Source organism: Peteryoungia ipomoeae (assembly GCF_004912165.1).
Lineage (GTDB): Bacteria > Pseudomonadota > Alphaproteobacteria > Rhizobiales > Rhizobiaceae > Allorhizobium > Allorhizobium ipomoeae.
The window spans coordinates 775,638-797,885 of the sequence record NZ_STGV01000001.1 but is presented as its reverse complement, the minus strand read 5'-3'; the positions used below and the strand labels follow the sequence as shown (position 1 = coordinate 797,885).

Below are 22,248 nucleotides of genomic sequence, written 5' to 3'. Positions count from 1 at the left end.
GGTTCGACTTCGCCTTTGGCTATCCGGCTGGCACCGCCGAGCGGTTGACGGGGCGGGCGGACTGGCGGGCCCTGTGGCGCAAGATTTCCGACGAGATCGAGGATTCACCCGACAATCGTAATAGCCGCTTCGACCTTGCCTCGCGCTGGAACGCCACGCATTTTGCCGGCGAGCCGCGCTTCTGGGGAAGGCCGCATCAGCATCTTTATGCCCATTTGTCCGACAAGAGGCCGCCGCTGCCGCAATCGGCTCCATTCGCGTTTCGCCGTTCGGAGCAGTTTGCTAAGGGTGCTAAATCGGTCTGGCAACTGACATATAACGGTTCGGTTGGCAGCCAGACCCTGCTTGGGATTGCCCGTCTTTCGCGTTTCCTCGACGAGAGTGGCCACGGCGACGATATTGCCGTCTGGCCGTTCGACACAGGCTTTACCTCGGACTTTGCCAAGCCCGTGGTCTTCGCCGAGATTTATCCATCCTTGTTCACGCTGACCGGGAGTTTTGATGTGAAGGATGCAGCGCAGGTCCGGACTGTGGCTGAAGCCTTCGGCAGTTTCGCGGCCGATGGACGCCTTGCAAGTCTGCTTGGCAGGCCGCCCATGCTGACCGATGACGAAGCGGCTGTCTCGGTTCAGGAAGAAGGCTGGGTGCTCGGCATCGGTCATCGGGAGCTGGTTGGTGCAAAGTCGGTTGGCATCCCGGATGGGCAAGGGCTTGAACAGATGGACTACATTCGCGACCCTGCCGAGATTTACCGCCAATCGTTCGAGACGATCCGCCGGGAAGCCGATCTGGGTCAGTTTCCCCCGGTCTTGCAGCCTCTGGTCATCCGTCTTATCCATGCCTGTGGCATGGTGGAACTCCTCGATGAGATTGCCTTTTCCGAAGGTGCCTTTGAAGCGGGTGCGGCCGCGCTGGAAAAGGGCGCGCCCATTCTCGTTGACGTTGAAATGGTTCGCCATGGCGTTATCCGTCGTCTGTTGCCAGCAGAGAATGACGTGATCTGCCTTCTTAACGACGAGCGTGTGCGGCCGAAGGCTGAAGAAATCGGCAACACACGCTCTGCAGCCCAGGTTGATCTCTGGGACGCCCATCTTGCCGGCGCTATTGTTGCGATCGGCAATGCTCCGACGGCTCTCTTTCGCCTTTTGGAACGCATTGATGCAGGTGCGCCGAAACCGGCGATCATCCTTGGTTTTCCCGTCGGCTTTGTCGGTGCAGCCGAAAGCAAGGCTGAACTGATCGCCAACAGTCGCGGCATTCCCTATATCGCCGTCCGTGGTCGAAAGGGCGGCTCGGCCATGGCCTCGGCCGCCATCAATGCTCTTGCCGGGGGACTTGGCACCAATGTCTGAGATCCTGCACGGTCCGTGGTTGACGATCGTCGGCATTGGCGACAACGGGCTGGAAAGCCTCACGCCCGAGGCCCAATCGATTGTCTGGCAGGCCGAGACGCTGGTGATCGGTGAGCGGCTCGATGCTGTGATCGATGGAAGCTCTCTGCCGAGCCTCAAGCGAATCCTCACCTGGGGGGCGGGGTTTCGCGAAACCCTTGCGGAAATCCTCAGGCTTCGCGGCACGCCGGTTACTGTCCTTGCGACCGGTGATCCCATGCACTTCGGCATCGGTGCCACGCTGCGGCGCTACGTTTCAGCCGAGGAAATGTTCGTTCTGCCGAGCCCATCTGCTTTTTCGCTGGCAGCTGCAAGACTGGGCTGGCCGCTGCAATCCGTGGCGCAGATCTCCCTTCATGGCCGACCCTTGAGCCATCTCAATCGGCACGTCCTGCCGCGTGCGCGCATACTGGCGCTCACCTCCGATGCCGAGACCGTTCAGGCGGCGGCGGTTCTGCTCGCCGAAAAGGGCTTTGGCGCTTCGATCCTGCATGTTCTCGAACATATGGGCGGTGCGCAGGAGCGAATTTTCCGAATGACGGCGATCGACATGGCCGAGGCGCCGCCTCTGCTGTCCGACTTCAATACACTGGCGATCGATTGCGCCCAGAACGGGCCGCTCCTCTCCCCCATCGCCGGCCTGCCCGACGAAGCCTTCCGCCATGACGGTCAACTGACCAAGCGCGAAGTGCGCGCAGCGACGCTTGCGCAATTGTCGCCGTTTCCCGATGCACTGTTGTGGGATGTGGGCGCTGGGTGCGGCTCGATTGCCATCGAGTGGATGCGGGCCGGGATGGGGACGCGGGCAATTGCCGTGGAAGGCAAGCCAGAGCGGGTGGCGATGATCCGCCACAATGCCACAGTCCTCGGCGTTCCCGATCTGGAGATCGTCGAGGGTGCAGCACCGCTGGCGCTTGATGGGTTGAAGCGGCCCGATGTCGTCTTTATCGGTGGCGGAATCACCGGCGAGGGCGTGTTTGAGGCCTGTTGGGATGCGCTTGGGGCCGGTGGATTGCTCGTCGCCAATGCTGTCACCCTTGAAGGCGAGGCGCGCCTTGTCGAACTGCGGAGCGTCTTTGGCGGTGACCTCACACGCATTCAGGTGGCGCGGGCAGCACCTGTCGGTCGCTATTGCGGCTGGAAGTCGCTGATGCCGGTCACAATGTGGACGGCGGTGAAGGGAGAGGACGCATGACCGGTAAACTTTATGGCCTCGGCCTCGGTCCCGGCGATCCGGAACTCCTGACGCTGAAGGCACACCGGATCCTGACGAACTGCCCTGTCGTGGCCTATCCGGCGCCGGATACCGGCCCGAGCTTCGCCCGCCAGATTGCGGCGCCCTATCTGACCGCGGCACAGCTTGAGGTTCCGATTGTCGTGCCGATGCGCGTCGAACGTTTTCCGGCTCAGGAGACCTATAGCCAGGCCGCCGAAACGCTTTCACGTCATCTCGAAGCCGGTGCGGACGTGGCGGTGCTGTGCGAGGGCGATCCCTTCTTCTACGGCTCCTTCATGTATCTCTTCGAACGGCTTGGCGATCGCTATCCGACCGAAGTCGTGCCGGGCGTTTCCTCGATGATGGCGGCTGCCGCCGGGCTCGGGCGGCCGCTTGCCGCGCGCAATGACGTGTTGACGGTTTTGCCCGGGCCGCTGCCGGACGAGGAACTTTCAGCCCGGATAGAAGCCTCGGGCGCCGTCGCCATCATCAAGCTCGGCCGTCATTTTCCGCGCATTCGCGCACTGATCGACAGCCTCGGCCTCACACGCCAGGCCGGTTATGCCGAGCGCGTCAGCCTTGGCGAGCAGAGGCTGTTGCCGCTGGCCGAGGTCGCCGAAGACACGGCTCCGTATTTCTCCATGATCCTGATCTACAAGGGGGAGGAACGCTGGCATCCGGCCCTTGCCAAGACGCTTGGAAGCGGGCTCTGATGGCGGCTGTCTCGACCGTTCCTGCGGACAAGCCCGCTATTCTCGTGCTGAACGAGGCGGCAATCCCGCTCGCCCGCCAGGTCGCGACTGCGATCTTCGGGGAGGTGCATGGTGCGTCTGCTAGGGTGAGCACGGCGGATGTGCACTTTTCCTCCGTGAAGGAACATGTCCAGACGCTCTTTGCCGCCGGGCGGCCGATCATCGCCGTGATGGCATCCGGCGCACTCATTCGCCTTCTTGCGCCTGTGCTTGCCGACAAGCATGCCGAGCCGCCGGTACTGGCAGTTGCCGAGGACGGCTCGTCGGTGGTGCCGTTGCTCGGCGGCCATCACGGGGCCAATGATCTTGCCCGTAAGATCGCCGCGGCGATCGGCGCGCATGCTGCGATCACGACCGCAGGCGACCTGAAACTGGGCGTTGCCCTCGACCAGCCGCCGCAAGGCCATGTGCTTGCCAATCCCACCGATGCCAAGACGGTGATGGCGGAGCTGGTGGCCGGCGAGGGGGCGAGGCTTGTCGTCGACAGCGGCGCTCTGTCTTCCCTTGCCACATGGCTCACCCAATCCAGACTTTCATTCCAACAAGAGGCCCGCGTGACGTTGACCGTGACCGACCAACAGAAGACCGCCGGCGAGCTTGAACTCGTCTATCACCCGAAGACGCTGGTGCTCGGCATGGGCTGTGAACGGCATGCCAAGCCGGATGAAGCGATTGCGCTCGCAGAAGAGGCGTTAGCCAAGGGTGGTCTTTCCCGGGCAAGCCTTGCAGCCGTCTGCTCGATCGATCTCAAGGCCGATGAGACGGCGATCCATGCCGTCGCGGCCCATTTCGGCGTGCCCGCGCGTTTCTTCACCGCAGCCACGCTTGAGGCCGAGGCCCCGCGGCTGAAGAACCCGTCCGATGTGGTCTTCGCCGAAGTTGGCTGCCATGGCGTGGCGGAAGGCGCCGCATTGGCTGCTGTCGGCGCTGCGGGCGAACTCGTCGTCGAAAAGATCAAGTCGAAGGTCGCAACCGCCGCAATCGCGCGTGCGTCCGACATCGTCGATCCCAATGACATTGGCCGCGCCCGGGGCAGGCTTTTCGTTGTCGGCATCGGCCCGGGCTCGGAGGGCTGGCGCTCGCCGGAAGTCTCCCGCATGGTGTCGAATTCGACTGATCTCGTTGGCTACTCGCTCTATCTCGACCTGCTGGGGCCGCTTGCAGACGGCAAGGTCCGCCACGATTTCGACCTCGGCAAGGAGGAGGCGCGCGTCGTGCATGCGATGGAACTGGCGGGCGAGGGCAAGACAGTTGCGCTTGTCTGCTCGGGCGATGCCGGTATCTACGCCATGGCGACCCTGGTCTTCGAACTCTTCGACAAGGGCGGCATTTCTGACGCCGCAAGCCGGATCGAGGTCCAGGTTTCGCCGGGCATCTCGGCGCTTCAGGCGGCCGCTGCCCGCATCGGGGCACCACTTGGCCATGACTTCTGCACCATTTCGCTGTCCGACCTTCTCACGCCATGGGAACACATCCAGCGCCGGGTAAAGGCCGCGGGCGAAGGTGATTTCGTCATCGCCTTCTACAATCCGGTCTCGATGAAGCGCCGCACCCAGCTTGCCTATGCGCGTGACGAATTGTTGAAGTACCGCCCGGCATCATCGCCGGTCATCCTCGCCACCAATCTCGGTCGCGAGGGTGAGGCAGTGCGCACCGTTCCGCTTGGCGCACTCAATGTTGATGATGTCGACATGCTGACCGTTGTCGTGGTTGGCTCGTCGGAAAGCCGGACCGTGACGACAGGTGACGGCAAGACCTGGGTCTACACGCCGCGCGGCTATTCGGGCAAGGCGGAGAGCGGGATGAAGGGCGTTTGACATCTCGGGGTTCGTGAAGCCCCTCATCCGGCTGCCGCCACCTTCTCCCCGCAGGCGGGGAGAAGGCCGGTGCGGTCGGCGTCTTGCCCCTTCTCCCCGTTTACGGGGAGAAGGTCCCGGAAGGGGGATGAGGGGCATCGCAATGCCCATTGAATTGAAAGGGAAATGAAGCATGACCGTCTATTTCATCGGAGCCGGCCCCGGAGCCCCCGATCTGATCACCGTACGGGGCCTGCGCCTGATCGAGCGCTGCCCGGTCTGCCTTTATGCAGGCTCGCTGGTGCCGGAGGAGATCGTCAAGGCTGCACCTGAGGGCGCCATCGTCAAGGATACCGCGCCGATGCATCTCGACGAGATCGTCTCGGACATGGTGGCCGCCCATGAACGGGGTGAGGATGTTGCCCGTGTTCACTCCGGCGACCCCTCGATCTACGGCGCGATTGCCGAACAGATGCGCCGCCTCGATGCGGCAGGCATTCCCTATGATGTCGTGCCGGGCGTACCGGCCTTTGCCGCGACGGCCGCGCGCCTGAAGACCGAGTTGACGCTGCCGGAAATCGCCCAGACGGTGATCATCACCCGCACCGAAATGAAGGCATCCTCGATGCCGGAATTCGAGACGCTGGAAATTCTTGGAAAATCGCGCGCGACGCTGGCCATTCACCTGTCGATCCGCAATCTCACGCATATCCGTGACACACTGACACCCTATTACGGTGAGGATTGCCCGGTTGTGGTTGCCTATCGCTCCACCTGGCCGGACGAATTGTTCATCCGCACGACGCTGAAGGACATGGCTGATGAAGTGCGCAAGGCCAAGATTACGCGCACGGCACTGATCATGGTCGGCAAGGTTTTCGGCCATGTCGAATTCCGTGACAGCGACCTGTACAATGCGGGCTTCTCGCATGTCCTGCGCAATGTCGGTAAGAAGAAGGCTGCCAAGGCGAAGGACTGAACGGGCAGATATCCAAGGGCAAAGGGAAGGATAATCCATGCAGGCGGTCAATGAAACGGATCAGGGCAGCTGCCGCTGCGGACAGGTAAGCCTGAAGGTCAGGGGGCGCCCCCTGATGACCATGGCCTGCCACTGCAAGGGCTGCCAGCGCATGACAGCCAGCGCCTTTTCGCTGAGCGCGCTCTTTCCGCAGGATTGCGTTGAAGTCAGTGGGCTGGAAACCGTGATCGGCGGGTTGCATGGCGATCTGCGGCATCATTTTTGCCCGCATTGCCTGAGTTGGGTGTTTACCAAAGCCGAGATGTTCGGTCCGCTGATGAACGTGCGCGCCAGCATGCTGGACCAGACCGCCGAGGCCGCACCCTTCATCGAAACCTGCGTCACGGAAAAGCTTGGATGGGTCACCGTGCCTGCCCGCCACAGCTATCCGCAGTTTCCGCCGATGGAAGACTTCCCGAAGCTGATGGCCGAGTTTTCCGAAACCGCAAACTGAGCGCTTTCTCCGCGCAAGCGATTGCGATAGAAGGCGCGTTTCCTCCAGACGGGCGACAGATTTCATGCATAAAGTCATCTTTGATACGGATCCCGGCGTCGATGACGCCATGGCGCTGCTTTTTCTCCACCATCATCCGGAGATCGATCTGCTCGGCATCACGACTGTCTTCGGCAATGCCGAGATCGATATCACCACGCGCAATGCTCTGTTCCTGAAGCGTGAGTGGAAGATCGACGCACCGGTCGTACGCGGTGCGGGCGAGACCTTCATTCCGCATCGTGTCACGCATGCGCCGCCGAAGTTCATCCATGGCGATGACGGGCTCGGCAATATCGGCGTTCCCGAAGTGACGGATGTGAATCCCGATCCGCGTCCCGCCCATCGTTTCATCGTCGAGACGGTGCGGGCCAATCCGGGGGAGGTGACGATCGTTGCCGTCGGCCGCATGACCAATCTGGCCAATGCGCTAAAGGAAGATCCCGAGATTGTCGGTCTGGTGAAGGAAATCGTCATCATGGGCGGCGCCTTCGACGTGAACGGCAATGTGACGCCGGCGGCGGAGGCCAATATCCATGGCGATCCGGAAGCGGCCGATGTCGTGATGACGGCCACCTGGCCCGTTGTCGTCGTCGGTCTCGACGTCACCATGCAGACCGTGATGACGCGTGGACAGCTTGCCGATATCCGCGATGCGGCCGGCACCAGCCGGGCCCGTCTTCTCTTCGACCTGTCGCAGTTCTACATCGATTTCTACGAAGGCCTGGTCGATGACGGCATGGTGGTGCATGACAGCTGCGCCTGCGTCTATGTCGTGGCACCCGAGCTGTTCAAGACCCGATCCGGCACGATCCGCGTCGTTTGCGGTGGCATCGCCGATGGCCAGACGATCCAGAAGCCGGATGGCCGCGGTTTTGGCCCCTCGGATTGGGATGGTGACCTGCCCAGCCAGAAGATCTGCGTCGGGATCGACGCACCCGCCGTACTCAAGCTGATTCACGACGTGATCGTTTCCGTCCGGGAAGACTGAGGGCGCTGGGCGGTGCAGAACAAAGAAAAACCCCGGATCGCATCGATCCGGGGTTTTTGCATGGATGGTCCCGATGCATCGGCGGCCTAACCGCCTTGCAATCAGCCGTGAACGGCCGAGCGGGCAACGCGACGGATATCTTCCCGGCCGATGCCGAGGTCACGGAGTTCGCGGTCCGACATGCGGCCGAGTTCCGTTACGGTCTGACGATACTTGCGCCAGTTGGTGAGCGAGCGAGTGATGTTCATGGGTTGGCCTCTTTGGGTTGGTTGGACCCCTTCATGGGCCCCTGCGAATTTGTTGATCCGAATATATGCTGCGATGCGAAACGATTGAAGAGCCAATGCCACAGAGCAACCATGCGTGTTGCGCATGGCTTAAGGGTTAACTATTCGTAAAATGATGAAAAAGTGAGCTTCTCAGTCAGCGTCTGATGCCGGATTGCGCATACAAAACTGTGGTTTGAACAAAAAATAACGCCCACCGGGGGAGGAGGTCCGGTGGGCGTCATTATGGAGGATCGACAACTGGGAGGAGGTAGTTGCCGATCAAATCGAGAAGCGTTGGGAGGAGGTAACGCCGCTCGAAACTCGTCTGAGGAAGAACATCCGCTCTTTCGTCTCAGTAATTTTCTTATACTGCGTGCTCGGCATTTTGTGCAGTGCAATATCAGCATGGAAGGCATGCGCGGCGTGCATATGCACGCTTGCTGCTCTGGTTGTGGCCAACAAGGTGTCTCGCCGTCACAAGTTTAGCGCGGCTTGCCAAGAGGGTCGCTTGGTGGAACAAAAGACAAGGACGGAGAGCGCTATGTATCGTGGTCGGTTGAAACGGGATCTGGAAAACTGGGCCGATCGCGGGTTTCTCGATCAGGCACAGGCGGCAAGGCTGCTGGCCGACTATGATTCGCGCGGTGGCAACTTCAGTCTCGGCGGCGTGCTTGGTCTGCTTGCGGCCGTTCTTCTTGCCGCAGCGCTGCTGATGTTGGTCGCCGCCAATTGGGAGTTGATCCCAAGGCCTGCTCGGGTAATCGGGATCTTTGTCTTGATCTGGGCCTGCAATGTTGCGGGCTGGCTGGCGCACAAGCGTGGCGCGACGCTTGTCTCTGCGGGCGCCCTCATTCTCGCAGCCGCCAGCTTTGGTGGCGGCATCGCCATGATCGGCCAGATGTATCACCTATCAGGAGATGCCTTTTCTGCCCTCTTCCTGTGGATGGCGGTTACGATGGGCTCGGCATGGCTGTTCGGTTCCGGCCCCTTGAGCGGCTTTGCTGGCCTGCTGGCCATCGCAGCTTTCTGGACAGGGCTTGAAGACCTGGGATGGTCCCCCGAACAACAAGGGCTTTGGGCATTCTGGTCGCCTGTCGCAGCACTCGCGATTGGGTGGCTCGCGACGGCGACGGGGGCAGGGCGGGCCAAGCATTTCGCTTGGTTCCTGGGCTTCCAGTGGATCTGGTGGTATTGGCTGATTGATGGCGACCCCGGGGTCGGGGCCGGTGTGGCCATCGCAAGTGCAGGCGTTTTTCTCGCAGTTGCGATGCCTTCGCGCGCGCAGGCGGTCTTCCAGTCGCAGCTTGGGCCGTCTGCAACTTTTTATCCTTTGTTGGTCGCTCTCAGTGCTCTTGGCTCGCTCCATGTAACAGCGTCAGGTCCGCTTGCGACCGCGATCGTCGCCGTCGCGATCCTGTCTCTTTGCATTGCCGCAATCGCCCTGGAGGGGCGTGGCAACGGCGCGGTTCGCTATCTTGCCTATGCGGCTTTTGCAGCAGAAATTCTCTATCTGTCCTATGAGACGATCGACAGCATGCTGGGTACTGCGGCTTTCTTCCTGCTGGCCGGTTTTATTGTGGCGGTGATCGCCTTTGTGGTCGTTCGACTGGAACGTCGCTTTTCGTCAGTTCCCGGGCAGGTGTCAGCATGAAGTTCTTGCTACAATCTCCCCGGCGCTTTCTCCTTGCTGCAATTCTTGTGAGCATGGCCCAGTGCGCCATCCTCGCCTCCATGATCGTCACGCGCGCTCAAGTCTTGCGCTTTGGCCAGGAGGTGCTGCTTCGGTCTGCGCCGGTTGACCCGCGTGACCTTTTGCGCGGCGATTATGTCGTGCTGACCTATGACATTTCGGCAATCGCGGTCGAGCGCCTGAAGGGCAGGCGGCCGGCGGACAATATATACGCGCCTGTTTACGTGCGGTTGAAGCCTGCCGAAGACGGTTACTGGGCGGTCGATGAAGCATCGTTTGATCCGATCGCCCATCAGGAGGGCAGTGCGGTTCTGGCTTCTGATCCGATCAGCGTTTCGAGCTGGCTCTGGTCGCCGGGAAACCAGATCCGATTAACGTATGGGATCGAGCGATATTACGTTCCCGAGGATGAGGGGCGGTCCATTGAAGATGCGCGCAACGATGGTCGGGTATCCGTGGCAATCCGGGTGGGTGAATCAGGGCGCGCGCAGATCCGGGCATTGATGCTGGATGGCAAGCCGCTTTATGAGGAGCCTCTCTATTGAGGGAGACATTCCCTCGTCGCTGCAAGGGGCCGGGAACAGGCCTGTTGATCCCCCCTTGCAACACTGTGATTTTTCCTTTGCGCTCGGGAAAACGGGTGTTATAGAGACGCGCGCTCCGGAGGGGCCATGCGCGAATGCGGCATGCGCTTTTGGACGCGGGTATGGTGAAATTGGTAGACACGCCAGATTTAGGTTCTGGTGCCGCAAGGCGTGGGAGTTCAAGTCTCTCTACCCGCACCAGCTAAGCCGCGCGGGATCGATGTGAGGGGCACCGAGGTGTAGCTTCCATCTTTCCGGCGCCGTTTTGCTTGGCATATTGTTGACGATTGCGACGCAGCCACGTCCGGGAACAAATGGATTCCGGCGTCGTGCTCAGAGAAAACCACCGGCTGTCCGAGCACGGCCGCCACGACATGAAGGTTTAGAACATGCAGGTTATCGAAACGCTCGCTGAAGGGCTGAAGCGCGAAATCAAGGTCGTCATTCCGGCCAAGGACATGGAACAGCGCATGAACGAGCGCCTCGCCGACGTGAAGGACAAGGTCCGGATCAACGGCTTCCGTCCGGGCAAGGTGCCAGTTTCGCATGTCAAGAAGATGTACGGCAAGTCCATCATGGCTGAACTCGTCAACGAGATCATCCGCGACAAGCCAAGCGCAATCCTCTCTGAGCGTGGCGAGAAGTCCGCGACCCAGCCCGAAATCGTCATGACCGAGGACGAGCAGGAAGCGGAAAAGATCCTGTCGGCTCAGGCTGACCTGGAATTCTCCATTTCCTACGAAGTCATCCCGGCCATCGAACTGAAGCCGGTCGACGGCATCAAGGTCGAGCGCGAAGTCGTCGAGATCCCGGAATCGGAAGTCGACGAGCAGATCCTCAAGATCGCTGAAAACGCCCGTTCCTTTGAAGCCAAGAAGGGCAAGGCTGCTGACGGCGACCGCGTCACCATGGACTACCTCGGCAAGGTCGACGGCGTTGCCTTCGACGGTGGCAAGGACGAAGACGCAGAACTGGTCATCGGCTCGAACCGCTTCATCCCGGGCTTCGAGGAGCAACTGGTCGGCCTGAAGGCTGGCGACGAGAAGGTCATCACCGTTACCTTCCCGGCTGATTATCCGGCAGCAAACCTCGCCGGCAAGGAAGCCACCTTCGACATCACCGTCAAGGAAGTCGCAAGCCCGGCCGCAATCGAGATCAACGACGAGCTGGCCACCAAGCTGGGCGTCGAATCGGTTGAGAAGCTGAAGGAAATCGTCCGCGGCCAGATCGAAGGCCAGTTCGGCTCGATCACCCGCCAGAAGGTCAAGCGTCAGATCCTCGACCAGCTAGACAGCATGTACCAGTTCGAAGCCCCTTCGAAGCTGGTTGACGCCGAGTTTGAAAACATCTGGCGCCAGATCAACACCGATCTCGCGCAGTCCGGCAAGACCTTTGCTGACGAAGACACCACCGAAGAAGAAGCCCGTGACGAATACCGCAAGCTCGCTGAGCGCCGCGTTCGCCTCGGCCTCGTTCTCTCCGAAATCGGTGAGAAGGGTGGCGTCGACGTAACCGAGGAAGAAATGCAGCGCGCGCTTTACGCCCAGTTGCAGCAGTTCCCGGGCCAGCAGAAGGAAATCCTCGAATTCTTCCGCAAGACCCCGGGTGCGGCCGCTTCGCTGCGCGCGCCGATCTTCGAAGAAAAGGTCATCGACAAGCTGCTTTCCGAAATCTCCGTCACCGACAAGACCGTCAGCAAGGAAGAGCTGATGGCCGACGACTCTGAGGAAGCGGAAAAGCCGGCAAAGAAGGCTGCGTCGAAGAAGAAGGCTGCCAAGGCTGAAGACGCAGCCGAAGGCGAGGACGCTGCTCCGAAGAAGAAGGCTGCTTCGAAGAAGAAGGCTGATGAAGCCGACGCCGAATAAGCGTCGTCCACTCCATTTCCGGCAAGGCCGTCCCTCTGGGGCGGCCTTTTTTGTTGCGCGTATTCCGTGCGTAACGGGAAGATTGCCACTTTACAATTCTGCAATCTGATTGCAGCCTGCAATCGGAAATGTTGCGGGTTGAGGGGTCTTTCTTAGGCAATCTCATGGCGGCATTGGCTTTTGGATAGTCCTGGTCGGTTGGAGAGGCATCGTGAGCAGCAGACATTATGGATGGGTCGTTGTCGCCGCTGGTGCGGTCATTACCTGTGTTGCCATGGGGGCGATGTTCTCGCTGCCTGTCTACCTTGCGCCGATCGCCGACGACACCGGCTGGTCGCGGGCGGGAATATCTCTGGCCATGACCATCGGCTTCGTCAGCATGGGCGTCGCAGGCTTTGCCTGGGGTACGCTCAGCGACAGGATCGGTGCGCGGCCCATCGTTATGGCCGCTGCGCTGATCATGGCTGTGGGCCTTGTGCTGGCGAGCCAGGCAACGAGCCTCTTCGTTTTCCAGTTTGCTTATGGTGGACTGGTCGGTGCGGCTGGAGGTGCCTTCTTCGCACCGATCATGGCGGCAACGGTCGGATGGTTCGACAAGCATCGCAGCCTGGCGGTATCACTGGTCTCGGTGGGCAGCGGCGTGGCGCCCATGGTGGTCACACCCTTTGCGACGCAGATGATCACATGGTTGGGCTGGCGTATGGCAATGCTGAGCATCGCCCTGGGTGCGGTGGCAATCATACTGCTCGCTTCGCTCTTCATCCGACAGGCGCCTGATGTCGAGGCGCAATCGGCTGGCGCCTCTGCGCCATCCACCGCGGAGCCTGCCGGGTCTGGCGCATCCTCGGCCCTGCGCTCGCCGCAATTCCTGGTCCTCGCGATGACCTTCTTTTTCTGCTGCGCCGCCCATTCCGGGCCGATTTTCCACACGGTGAGCTATGCCATGCTCTGCGGGGCGACACCGCTTGCGGCAGCGAGCATCTATAGTGTCGAAGGGGCGGCGGGCCTTCTCGGACGCGTGCTGTTCGGCGTGATGGGCGATCGCTTCGGCGCCCGCCGGGTGATTTTTGCTGGCCTTGCCCTGCAGGCAATCGGCATCTACGCCTATGTTCATGTCAGCGAACTCGCTGGTTTCTATATGCTGGCGAGCGTCCTGGGCTTGGTCTATGGCGGTGTGATGCCGCTTTATGCGGTGCTCGCGCGCGATTACTTCGGTGCGAAGGTCATGGGCACGGTCTTGGGCGCGGCGACCATGACCTCGGCAATCGGTATGGCCTTTGGCCCGGTCGGCGGCGGTTGGCTGTTCGATAATTACGGCAGCTACTATTGGCTCTATATTGCTTCGGCCGCTGTAGGCTTGGCGGCTGCGGCCATGGCCCTGGCTTTCCCGCCACCGTTGAAACAGAATGTGCAAGGGCGAGACGGCGAAGAAAGCCCGGCGGCCAACCCGGCCTGAGGCGAAACAAACGGGCCGCCATGCCGGTCCGTTCTGATTTGCAGGGGTGTCAGCGCCAGCCGAGACCGGGGGCGACATGCTTCAGGATCGATTCGATGACATGCGCATTGTAGGCAACGCCGAGCTGGTTGGGCACGGTGAGCAGCAGGGTATCGGCCTCAGCGATGGCCTCGTCCTGCCTCAACTCGTCGATCAGCCGGTCGGGTTCTGCGGCATAGGATCGACCGAAGATTGCCCGCGTATTCTCATCGATGTAGCCGACCGAATCCTGGTCCTTGCTCTGCCCGAAATAGGCGCGGTCCATGTCGTTGACGATGGCAAAGATCGACCGGCTCACAGACACGCGCGGGGTCCGCGTGTGGCCCGCTTCCTGCCAGGCTTCGCGGTAAGCGCGGATCTGCTTGGCTTGCTGGATGTGGAAGGCTTCGCCGGTCTCGTCATCCTTCAGCGTTGAGCTCTGCAGGTTCATACCGAGCTTGGCGGCCCAGACGGCGGTCGCATTCGAACCGGCACCCCACCAGATGCGCTCACGCAATCCTTCGGAATGGGGTTCAAGCCGCAGGAGACCGGGCGGGTTTGGGAACATCGGGCGCGGATTGGGCGCAGCGAAGCCTTCGCCCTTCAATACGTCGAGAAAGACTTCGGCATGCCGGCGGCCCATGTCGGCATCGCTTTGGCCCTCTTCCGGCTGATAGCCGAAATAGCGCCAGCCTTCGATGACCTGCTCGGGCGACCCGCGCGAGATGCCAAGCTGCAGCCGACCGCGAGAAATCAGGTCGGCGGCACCCGCATCTTCGGCCATGTAAAGCGGGTTCTCGTAACGCATGTCGATGACACCCGTGCCAATCTCGATCTTAGACGTGCGCGCGCCGACCGCCGCCAGAAGCGGGAAGGGCGACGCCAGTTGCCGGGCAAAATGGTGCACCCGAAAATAGGCACCATCAGCGCCCAGTTCTTCGGCTGCGACCGCGAGGTCGATGGATTGGAGAAGGACGTCCGAGGCCGAGCGCGCACCGGATTGCGGCGATGGCGACCAATGGCCGAAGGAGAGGAAACCGATCTTTTTCATGCTGTCAGGTCCGTGAAATGAATATTGTCGCTTAGATGGCATCGACCTCGCCCCAATCGAAGGGGTTTTGGGGAGACAGTCTGTTTCCAAACGAGAGACCGTCAATCCACTACGAGGGTCTTGTCTCACTCTGTGAGCCCAAACGTCAACCGATCTCGTTGCCGAGCTGGCCCTCAGGTCGCCGCTCCGCCGACACGAGCAATGCGACACCGACGATGGAGAGACCGACGCCGAGCCAGACTGTGCCCGAATAGCTGAAGAAAGCCGACCCGATGGCGAAGGTTGCAGCACTCAGTGCATTGGCGAGAAAGGACACGATCGGGGTGAAGGCGGTTCCGAGACCTGGTCGTCCGGGAAAAAGCTCCTGGAAATAGGTAAGCGGCAGCGTTAGCAAGGCCGCTGCTGCGGCGGATCCGGGCAGGGTCAGGGCATAGATCTGCCAGGGTGAGGTGGCGATTCCGAGTGCGCCCATGTAAGCGGCATAGACGAGCGCGGCCACCGTGATGATGCGGTTCATACGATAGCGCTTGAGTGCAGCGGCCCAGAGCAGCATGAAGGGGATTTCGAGCAGTGCGGTGAGGCTGGCGATCATGCCGACGTCGCGGGTGCTGCCGCCGAGCTCGACTGTCAGGATGAGCGGCCAGACGGTACCGCTCAGTCTCAGCGTTGCGGTCATCGCGGCCATGGCGCCGATGCGGATGAGCATCGCCGGTGCCCCGAGTTGCCTAAGCGCGGTGAGAAAGCGCGTCGGCTCCGGATCACCGTCTCGTCGGGCTGGCTGGCGGCGAAGGATGAGCAGTGCTGCCAGGAAGATCGCCAGGGCAAAGAGGGAGGCAAGCCCCCAGGCTCCCAGCATGTTGCCCGTCGTTCCAAGCGTGAGGCCGAGTGCCGCCGGCGTGATGACCCAGGCCGCCGAGACGAAGGCCCGCAAACTGGCATTGACGCCCGCGGCATCGACAGGCGACAGGTGCACGGTTTCCACCCGTGCGCTTGAAAATAGCAGCGAACTCGTGGCGTAAAAGAATGGCACGATAAACGTGGACGCGACAACAAAGACCAGTGTCGTTGGAAAGAGGTAGATTGCGCCATAGCCCGCGACGCCGGCCAGTGCGAGCGCGATCACGATCTGTCGTCGGTCGCCCATCATGTCGGAGAGGATGCCGAGGGAAACGCTGATGGTCACTGCGGCAATTGAGCTGCCGAAGAGCAGGAGGGAATAGCCGAGATCGCTCATGCCCAGCGTGCCGATCGCGGTAACGGAGAAATAAGGTAGCGTTGAACCGTAGGCGGACCCTTGCGCAAACAGCATAAGGGCGAGGACAAGCAATTGCGGGCGGCCGGCAATATGGCCGAGGGATGTGAACATAAAACAGACTTTGCAAATGAAATCGCCGGGGACAGCTATCTTCGCGGGTGATTGCCCAATCTGGCATGATTTGCCGCGACGGTCAGCCCGTCTTGTCGCCGATCGGGGCGATTTGGATTGGCCCCTTCACTCTGCCGCCTTGCGCTCCTGCTTCTCCACCTTCAGCTCGCCCATGCGGTTCCAGGCATCAAGACCCGCAATCTTGTAGGCCTCCGCCAGTGTCGGGTAATTGAAGGTGTTTTCAACGAAGTATTCCACGGTGCCCTTCAGGTTCAGCACGGCCTGGCCAATATGGACGAGTTCCGTGGCGCCTTCGCCGACGATGTGGACGCCCAGAAGGCGGCGTGTCTTCAACGAGAAGATCATCTTCAGCATGCCGCTGTCGAGACCCATGATATGGCCGCGCGAGGTCTCGCGGAAATGCGCGATGCCAGTCTCATAGGGAATGCCGCGCTGGATGACCTCTTCTTCGGTGAGACCGCAAGTGGAGATCTCCGGCACGGCATAGATGCCATAGGGGAAATACTGCGGCGGATCCTGCGACGGCGCGCCGACTGCGTGACGGGCAGCAATCCGGCCTTGTTCCATCGAGGTCGAGGCCAGCGACGGAAAGCCGACCACATCGCCCGCGGCATAGATGTGCGGCACCGCCGTCTGAAAGGTTTCCGGATTGACCTTTAGACGGCCGCGATTGTCGGCCTCGAGGCCGATTGCTTGAAGATTGAGGCTGTCGACGGCGCCAACCCGGCCGGCTGCATAGAGGACCATCTCGGCGCTGATGACGCGACCGTTCTTCAAGGTCACGCGGCATTTGCCATCGACCTTCTCGACCGCTTCCACGGTCTGGCCAAAGACGAGCTTCATATTGCGGTCGCGCAACTGGTAGGTGAAATCCTCGACAATCTCCTTGTCGATGAAGTCGAGCATCGTGTCGCGCGGTTCGATCACTGTTACGGCGGTGTCGAGAGCCGAAAAGATCGTCGCGTATTCGATCCCGATGACGCCGGCACCGATCACGACCAGAGAACGCGGCAGATGCTTGATTTCAAGAATCTCGTCGCTGTCGATGATGCTTGAGCCATCAAAGGGGATATGCGAGGGGCGGAAGGGACGTGTGCCAACGGCAAGCAGTACGGCGGTAGCGCCGACATGCAGAACCTCACCATCCTCCTTGATCACTTCAATCGTATGCGCATCGATGAAATGCGCCTTGCCACGCAAGTGATGCACGCGATTGCGGGAGAACTGATGCTCAAGCACCTCGACCTCATGATCAAGGGTGATCAGCAGGCGACGGCGTAGGTCATCAGCGTTGATTTCCTGCTTCACCCGGTAGCTGCGGCCATAAAAACCGCGCTCGCGCCAGCCGGTGAGGTTCAGTGCTGTTTCGCGCAGGGTCTTGGAGGGAATGGTGCCGGTGTGGACGGAAACGCCACCCACGCGGGTCCCTTTTTCAATGACAAGAACCTTCTTGTCGAGCTTGGCCGCCTGGATGGCGGCGCGCCGTCCCGCGGGTCCACTGCCGATGACGACAAGATCATACATGTTCATGCAAGGCACCTCTGCAATTCTCACCCGCGCCGACGAATCGCCGGTTTCGTGGAGAGATTTTAGCAGAGCATTCTGACTGTTTCGTTATTGCGAGGAATTGCTTGCCTCGCAATCGTCGGGCTCATTCGCCGCCCTCAAATGAGCTTCAGGCCCCGCAGGCTCGCATGGCCTTCTTTGCCGATGATGATGTGGTCGTGAACGGTAATCCCCAGCGGTTTGGCCGTTTCCACAATTGTGCGTGTCATGTCGATATCAGCACGCGACGGCGTGGGATCGCCGCTGGGGTGGTTGTGGACCAGGATGATGGCTGTGGCCGAGAGTTCAAGCGCCCGCTTCACCACTTCACGCGGGTAGACAGGCGTATGGTCCACCGTACCGCGCCCCTGGACCTCGTCGGCAATCAAGGTGTTGCGCTTGTCGAGGAAGAGGATGCGGAACTGCTCTGTCGTCTCATAGGCCATGGCTGCGTGGCAGTAGTCGATCACCGACGACCAGGAGGACAGAACATGCTTTTCGCGCAGCTCGCTTTTCAGCATGCGCTGAGCAATATTGGCAACGAGCTTAAGGTCGAGTGCGACCGTTTCGCCAATGCCATTCACCTCCTGCAGCAGATTGGCGGGCGCGCCGAGGACGCCGGCCAGAGACCCGAAGCGTGCAAGCAGGGCCTTTGCCACTGGCTTGGTATCGCGCCGAGGAATGAGGCGGAAGAGCAGCAGCTCGAGGATCTCATAATCTGCAAGCGCGCTGTCACCGCTCTCCTTGAAGCGGGCCCGCAATCGGTCGCGGTGGCCGTGATAATGCGCCCCGGCTTGCGCGGCCGGTTTGGGGGACGGTTCGCCCTGTGACGCGCCGGAGGGGCGAGGGGTCTTTGTCGGTCTCTCGGCGAAGAACAGTCGTTCATCGGCTTCCGGCCCTTCCGGCGCTTGCAGATCGGCGCCGGAAAACAGTCCGCTATCGCCCACCCGATCCGGACCATTGAAGAGTGTCGGTTTCACCATGTGTCATCCCTGCCGGCCAATGCGGTTGCATCTGTGCTACAGGCGCTACCGAGGGCATAGTGCCACGCAATGGCATCAACGCAAGTTCAAGTTGCGGTGATTTTCCATCGTGGCCTATGGGAGGGTGTTGTCAGCGGGTAAGGCCCGGTGCGTCGAGGCCAGCGGGCGAAAGCGTGAAGATTTCGCAGCCCGTCGCCGTGACGCCGACTGTGTGTTCGTATTGCGCCGTGAGCGAACGATCGCGCGTGACCGCCGTCCAGCCGTCAGACAGGACCTTCACATGGGGCTTGCCCAGATTGATCATCGGCTCGATCGTGAAGATCATGCCCTCACGGATCTCCGGACCTTCAGTCGCTTTGCCGTAGTGGAGGATGTTCGGGCTGTCGTGGAAAAGCCGCCCAACGCCGTGGCCGCAGAAATCGCGGACGACCGAGCAACGCTCGGCTTCCGCGAAGGTCTGGATGGCTTCGCCGATCGCGCCGGTCCGGGCGCCCGGGCGCACCGCAGCAATGCCGCGCATCAGGCATTCATGCGTGACTTCCATCAGCCGCTCTGCCGCGCGTTTGATCTGGCCGACCGGATACATGCGGCTCGAATCGCCATGCCAGCCATCGAGCAGAAAGGTCACGTCTATATTGACGATATCGCCTTCGCGCAGCGGTTTGTCTTCCGGCATGCCGTGACAGACAACATGGTTGATCGACGTGCAGACGGAATATTTGTAGCCGCGATAGTTCAGTGTTGCCGGGAGAGCACCGTGATCCATTCCGTATTCGAAAACGAAGCGATCGATGGCTGCCGTGGTCACGCCGGGTTGGACGATCTCGACCAGAGCATCGAGACAGCGCGCCGTCAGCTGGCAGGCGCGGCGCATGCCTTCGAAATCCTCAGCACCATAGAGCCTGATCGCGCCGGTATTCTTCAAGGGTGCCGAAGCAGCATCGATATAGGTTACCATCGCATTTTTCCGTCAAAGGTATCGTCGCGCTGCTTCTAGTCCAGCAAGGGCAGGGTCGTCCACCGCAATGCGACGGATCGGGGTGATTTGATCGGCGGACACGCGGCAGGCCACCGCATAGGCCTCCATGCCGGCACGAACCGCAGCGGCGAAAGCGAAAGCATAACCGGGATCGAGATCGCCGCAAAGCCGCAGGCGGTTACAGTCGTCGCGCTGCACGACATAAAGCATGATCGCCCGTCGACCGGATGCGGCAATCTCGGCAAGCTCCTGCAAATGGCGAGCCCCGCGCGCCGTCACTGTGTCCGGGAACTCGGCCACACCCGATTGCCGGGTGAAATGCACGTTCTTCACCTCGACATAGGCGTCCGGCCGCTCAGGGTTTGAGAGCAGGAAATCGATCCGCGACTTGGCACCATAGCGCTGTTCGCGCCGCAAAACCGGATAGCTCGAGAGATCCTCGACCAGGCCGCCGACGATCGCTTCCTCGGCCAGGCGGTTGGCAAGGGCGGCATGAACGCCGACGACGGTGCCATCAACCTCGATCAGCTCGAAGGCATAGCGATATTTGCGCGCTGACCCCAAATGATCGGAGAGCCAGATGCGGGCGCCGGGTGTCGTGAGCCCCAGCATGGAGCCGGTATTGGGGCAAAAGCCGGTGATCTCGCTCCCATCGTCCAAAACCGCATCGAAGAGAAATCGCTTGTAACGGCGGACCAGAATTGCCGGCACAAGGGGAGGTGAGAACTGCAAATCGAATGCCTTCTCAGACCCTGGCCATGACGTAGGAGCCTGGTGCATCCGCAATTGCGTTCAAGGCGCCACCACCAGGTTTGCGGGCGGGAACTCGCCTGTCGTCAAGCGCCTCGATCCAGGCCTGCCAGTGCGGCCACCATGATCCCGCCGTTTCCTTTGCGTCGGAAAGCCAGTCCTCATAGCTGCCAACCGGCGCGCCATTGGTCCAGAATTGGTACTTCTTTTTGTCCGGCGGATTGACGACGCCGGCAATGTGGCCTGACCCCGACAGCACGTAGTCCACCGGGCCGCCAAACAGGCTGCTGCCGACAAAGACCGATTTGGCCGGTGCAATGTGATCCTCGCGCGTCGCGAGATTGTAGATCGGGATTGTCACGTCCTTTAGCGAGAGGGTCTTTCCCGCAAGCTGCATCTGCCCTTTGGCCAGCGTGTTGTTGAGGTAGCAATTACGCAGATAGAAAGAGTGGTTCGCTGCCGCCATGCGGGTCGAATCGGAATTCCAGAAGAGCAGATCGAAGGGCATGGGATCCTGGCCCTTCAGGTAATTGTTGACGAAATAGGGCCAGATCAGCTCGGAGGCTCGGAGCATGTTGAAGGCCGCCGCCATCTTGGAGCCGTCGAGGTAGCCGCTGTCTTTCATGCGGGCTTCAAGCGACGAGAGCTGTTCTTCATCGACAAACACTTTGAGGTCGCCGGCAAAGGTGAAGTCGACTTGCGTGGTGAAAAGGGTAGCGCTGGCGATTCGGGTTCGCTCTTCTTGTGCGTGCAGTGCGAGTGCTGCAGCAAGCAGGGTGCCGCCGACGCAATAGCCAATGGCGTTGACCTCTGTTTCGCCCGTCGCCTTTTCGATGGTGTCGAGAGCAAAGTCCACGCCCTCGCGAATATAGGCTTCCCAATCCTTGTCGGCATGCCGTTCGTCAGGGTTCACCCAGGAAATCACGAACACGGTGTGCCCCTGTTCGGTGCACCATTTTATGAAGCTTTTCTGCGGGTTGAGATCGAGAATGTAGAACTTGTTGATCCAGGGCGGACAAATCAGGAGCGGGCTCTTCAAAACCGTTTCGGTTGCTGCCTCATACTGAATGATCTCGCAGAGATCGCTCTGGGCAATCACCTTGCCCGGCGTGACGGCCATGTTTTCGCCAACGGCAAACTTGCTTGTGTCGGTCTGGCGAATGCGCAGGTCGCCGCCGCCGGCGGCGATATCCTCGGCGAGCATCTGCATACCCTTGACGAGATTGGCCCCGTTACTGGCCACCGTTTCCCGGTAGAGCTGGGGGTTGGTCGCGACGAAGTTGGCCGGCGAAAGCGCTGCTGTCAGCTGTCGCATGTAGAACGAGGCCTTGTGACGCGTGTGGTCGTCCAGACCGTCGGCTTCGTCGACCATTTTTTCCGCCCATTGCGACAGAACAACATATGTCTGGCGGAGAAAATCAAAGAAAGGGTTGCGCTGCCAATCCTCGTCGGAAAACCGCTTGTCGGTCGGCAAGCTGTCGGCAACTGCCTCGTCAGGAGATGCGAATCGCGCGAGTGATCTCGACCACACACCGAACACCCCGTTCAAGAGATGGGTCTGTGCCTCCAGCGTCCGCTTGGGGTCCGACATCCAGTACTCGGCAACCTTGCCCATGGTCCGCGTGAGTTCCGCCATGGGTTCGCTGACAGGATCGACAATCTCGCCGCTTTCTCGCGGTTTCAGCCAACCTGACGCTGCTTTGCCCAGATTTTCCAGAGCGCGTGCAGTGTTGACCGCGAGCGATTGAGGATCCTTGATGATATAGGGTTCGACCATCTTTGGATCGAAAGCCGTGCCGCTCCCGGTGGAATCGCGCGTGCTGTCCATGACCTCCCCCAGACGGTTCTCATTGTCTTTTATGTTTGCCTATCCTGCCCGAAAACGACTACAAGTTCCAGCGATTGGCGCCAGGAACTTTGACCAACCTTAGTCTCTGTGCGCATGATATGTGCCGCGACCCAGCGGATTGCCGAGGCTGACGTGAAAAGCATTTTGTTTCAATTGGACCGTAGC

The 22,248-nt window shown here is 60.7% G+C and carries 19 protein-coding genes and 1 tRNA gene; 12 read left to right on the top strand and 8 right to left on the bottom strand.

Features of this window, described 5'->3' with window-relative positions:
- Positions 1–719 precede the first annotated feature (719 nt).
- The 7 genes from FAA97_RS21170 to FAA97_RS03790 all read left to right on the top strand — a co-directional run bounded on the left by FAA97_RS21170 (position 720) and on the right by FAA97_RS03790 (position 7,657).
- On the top strand, positions 720–1,352 hold the full coding sequence (locus tag FAA97_RS21170; RefSeq protein WP_206109966.1) for a precorrin-8X methylmutase: 633 nt from the start codon (positions 720–722) through the stop codon (positions 1,350–1,352).
- Positions 1,345–2,586 (top strand): precorrin-6y C5,15-methyltransferase (decarboxylating) subunit CbiE, encoded by a 1,242-nt coding sequence (gene cbiE, locus FAA97_RS03815; RefSeq protein ID WP_136597181.1) that lies wholly within the window; start codon positions 1,345–1,347, stop codon positions 2,584–2,586. Before FAA97_RS21170 ends, cbiE begins: the two co-directional genes overlap by 8 nt.
- Complete coding sequence (cobI, locus tag FAA97_RS03810; protein WP_136597180.1) at positions 2,583–3,320, top strand: precorrin-2 C(20)-methyltransferase; 738 nt, start codon at positions 2,583–2,585, stop codon at positions 3,318–3,320. The genes cbiE and cobI overlap by 4 nt, the downstream gene beginning before the upstream one ends.
- Positions 3,320–5,176: a precorrin-3B C(17)-methyltransferase gene (gene cobJ, locus FAA97_RS03805; RefSeq protein WP_136597179.1), complete on the top strand. Its 1,857-nt coding sequence runs from the start codon at positions 3,320–3,322 to the stop codon at positions 5,174–5,176. Before cobI ends, cobJ begins: the two co-directional genes overlap by 1 nt.
- A 172-nt stretch (positions 5,177–5,348) precedes the next feature.
- Positions 5,349–6,134 carry a precorrin-4 C(11)-methyltransferase gene (gene cobM, locus FAA97_RS03800; protein ID WP_136597178.1) on the top strand — a complete coding sequence of 262 codons (786 nt, stop codon included), beginning with the start codon at positions 5,349–5,351 and terminating at the stop codon, positions 6,132–6,134.
- Between the two features lie 37 nt (positions 6,135–6,171).
- The gene (locus FAA97_RS03795) at positions 6,172–6,627 is read left to right on the top strand and encodes a GFA family protein (protein WP_136597177.1); all 456 of its coding nucleotides are present in this window, start codon (positions 6,172–6,174) and stop codon (positions 6,625–6,627) included.
- 64 nt (positions 6,628–6,691) lie between these two features.
- Positions 6,692–7,657 carry a nucleoside hydrolase gene (locus FAA97_RS03790; RefSeq protein WP_136597176.1) on the top strand — a complete coding sequence of 322 codons (966 nt, stop codon included), beginning with the start codon at positions 6,692–6,694 and terminating at the stop codon, positions 7,655–7,657.
- Between the two features lie 101 nt (positions 7,658–7,758).
- Here the strand turns inward: FAA97_RS03790 and FAA97_RS03785 are convergent, their stop codons facing one another.
- A complete protein-coding gene (locus FAA97_RS03785) occupies positions 7,759–7,905 on the bottom strand; it encodes a DUF1127 domain-containing protein (RefSeq protein WP_136597175.1) in 147 nt (48 codons plus the stop codon).
- A gap of 562 nt (positions 7,906–8,467) precedes the next feature.
- Between FAA97_RS03785 and FAA97_RS03780 the strand changes: the two genes are divergently transcribed.
- From FAA97_RS03780 to FAA97_RS03760, 5 genes are all read left to right on the top strand, one after another.
- On the top strand, positions 8,468–9,577 hold the full coding sequence (locus FAA97_RS03780) for a DUF2157 domain-containing protein (protein WP_136597174.1): 1,110 nt from the start codon (positions 8,468–8,470) through the stop codon (positions 9,575–9,577).
- Entirely contained in the window at positions 9,574–10,161 is a 588-nt protein-coding gene (locus FAA97_RS03775) for a GDYXXLXY domain-containing protein (protein ID WP_136597173.1), read from the top strand. The genes FAA97_RS03780 and FAA97_RS03775 overlap by 4 nt, the downstream gene beginning before the upstream one ends.
- 155 nt (positions 10,162–10,316) lie before the next feature.
- Positions 10,317–10,401, top strand: a tRNA-Leu gene (locus FAA97_RS03770).
- 188 nt (positions 10,402–10,589) lie between these two features.
- A complete protein-coding gene (gene tig, locus FAA97_RS03765; RefSeq protein WP_136597172.1) occupies positions 10,590–12,065 on the top strand; it encodes a trigger factor in 1,476 nt (491 codons plus the stop codon).
- A 211-nt stretch (positions 12,066–12,276) separates the two neighbouring features.
- Entirely contained in the window at positions 12,277–13,521 is a 1,245-nt protein-coding gene (locus tag FAA97_RS03760) for an MFS transporter (protein WP_136597171.1), read from the top strand.
- A 49-nt stretch (positions 13,522–13,570) separates the two neighbouring features.
- Here FAA97_RS03760 and FAA97_RS03755 read toward each other — a convergent pair whose 3' ends face one another.
- From FAA97_RS03755 to phaC, 7 genes are all read right to left on the bottom strand, one after another.
- A complete protein-coding gene (locus tag FAA97_RS03755) occupies positions 13,571–14,590 on the bottom strand; it encodes an LLM class flavin-dependent oxidoreductase (RefSeq protein WP_136597170.1) in 1,020 nt (339 codons plus the stop codon).
- Positions 14,591–14,735: 145 nt separating this feature from the next.
- A complete protein-coding gene (locus FAA97_RS03750; protein WP_136597169.1) occupies positions 14,736–15,956 on the bottom strand; it encodes an MFS transporter in 1,221 nt (406 codons plus the stop codon).
- A gap of 126 nt (positions 15,957–16,082) precedes the next feature.
- Complete coding sequence (sthA, locus tag FAA97_RS03745) at positions 16,083–17,507, bottom strand: Si-specific NAD(P)(+) transhydrogenase (protein WP_136597168.1); 1,425 nt, start codon at positions 17,505–17,507, stop codon at positions 16,083–16,085.
- Between the two features lie 134 nt (positions 17,508–17,641).
- Positions 17,642–18,505, bottom strand: coding sequence for a RadC family protein (gene radC, locus FAA97_RS03740; protein ID WP_206109948.1), 864 nt, complete (start codon positions 18,503–18,505; stop codon positions 17,642–17,644).
- A 130-nt stretch (positions 18,506–18,635) separates the two neighbouring features.
- On the bottom strand, positions 18,636–19,463 hold the full coding sequence (gene map, locus FAA97_RS03735; RefSeq protein WP_136597167.1) for a type I methionyl aminopeptidase: 828 nt from the start codon (positions 19,461–19,463) through the stop codon (positions 18,636–18,638).
- Between the two features lie 12 nt (positions 19,464–19,475).
- Positions 19,476–20,216: a DNA/RNA nuclease SfsA gene (gene sfsA, locus FAA97_RS03730; RefSeq protein ID WP_136597166.1), complete on the bottom strand. Its 741-nt coding sequence runs from the start codon at positions 20,214–20,216 to the stop codon at positions 19,476–19,478.
- A 13-nt stretch (positions 20,217–20,229) separates the two neighbouring features.
- The gene (gene phaC, locus FAA97_RS03725; RefSeq protein ID WP_136597165.1) at positions 20,230–22,062 is read right to left on the bottom strand and encodes a class I poly(R)-hydroxyalkanoic acid synthase; all 1,833 of its coding nucleotides are present in this window, start codon (positions 22,060–22,062) and stop codon (positions 20,230–20,232) included.
- Positions 22,063–22,248 lie beyond the last annotated feature (186 nt).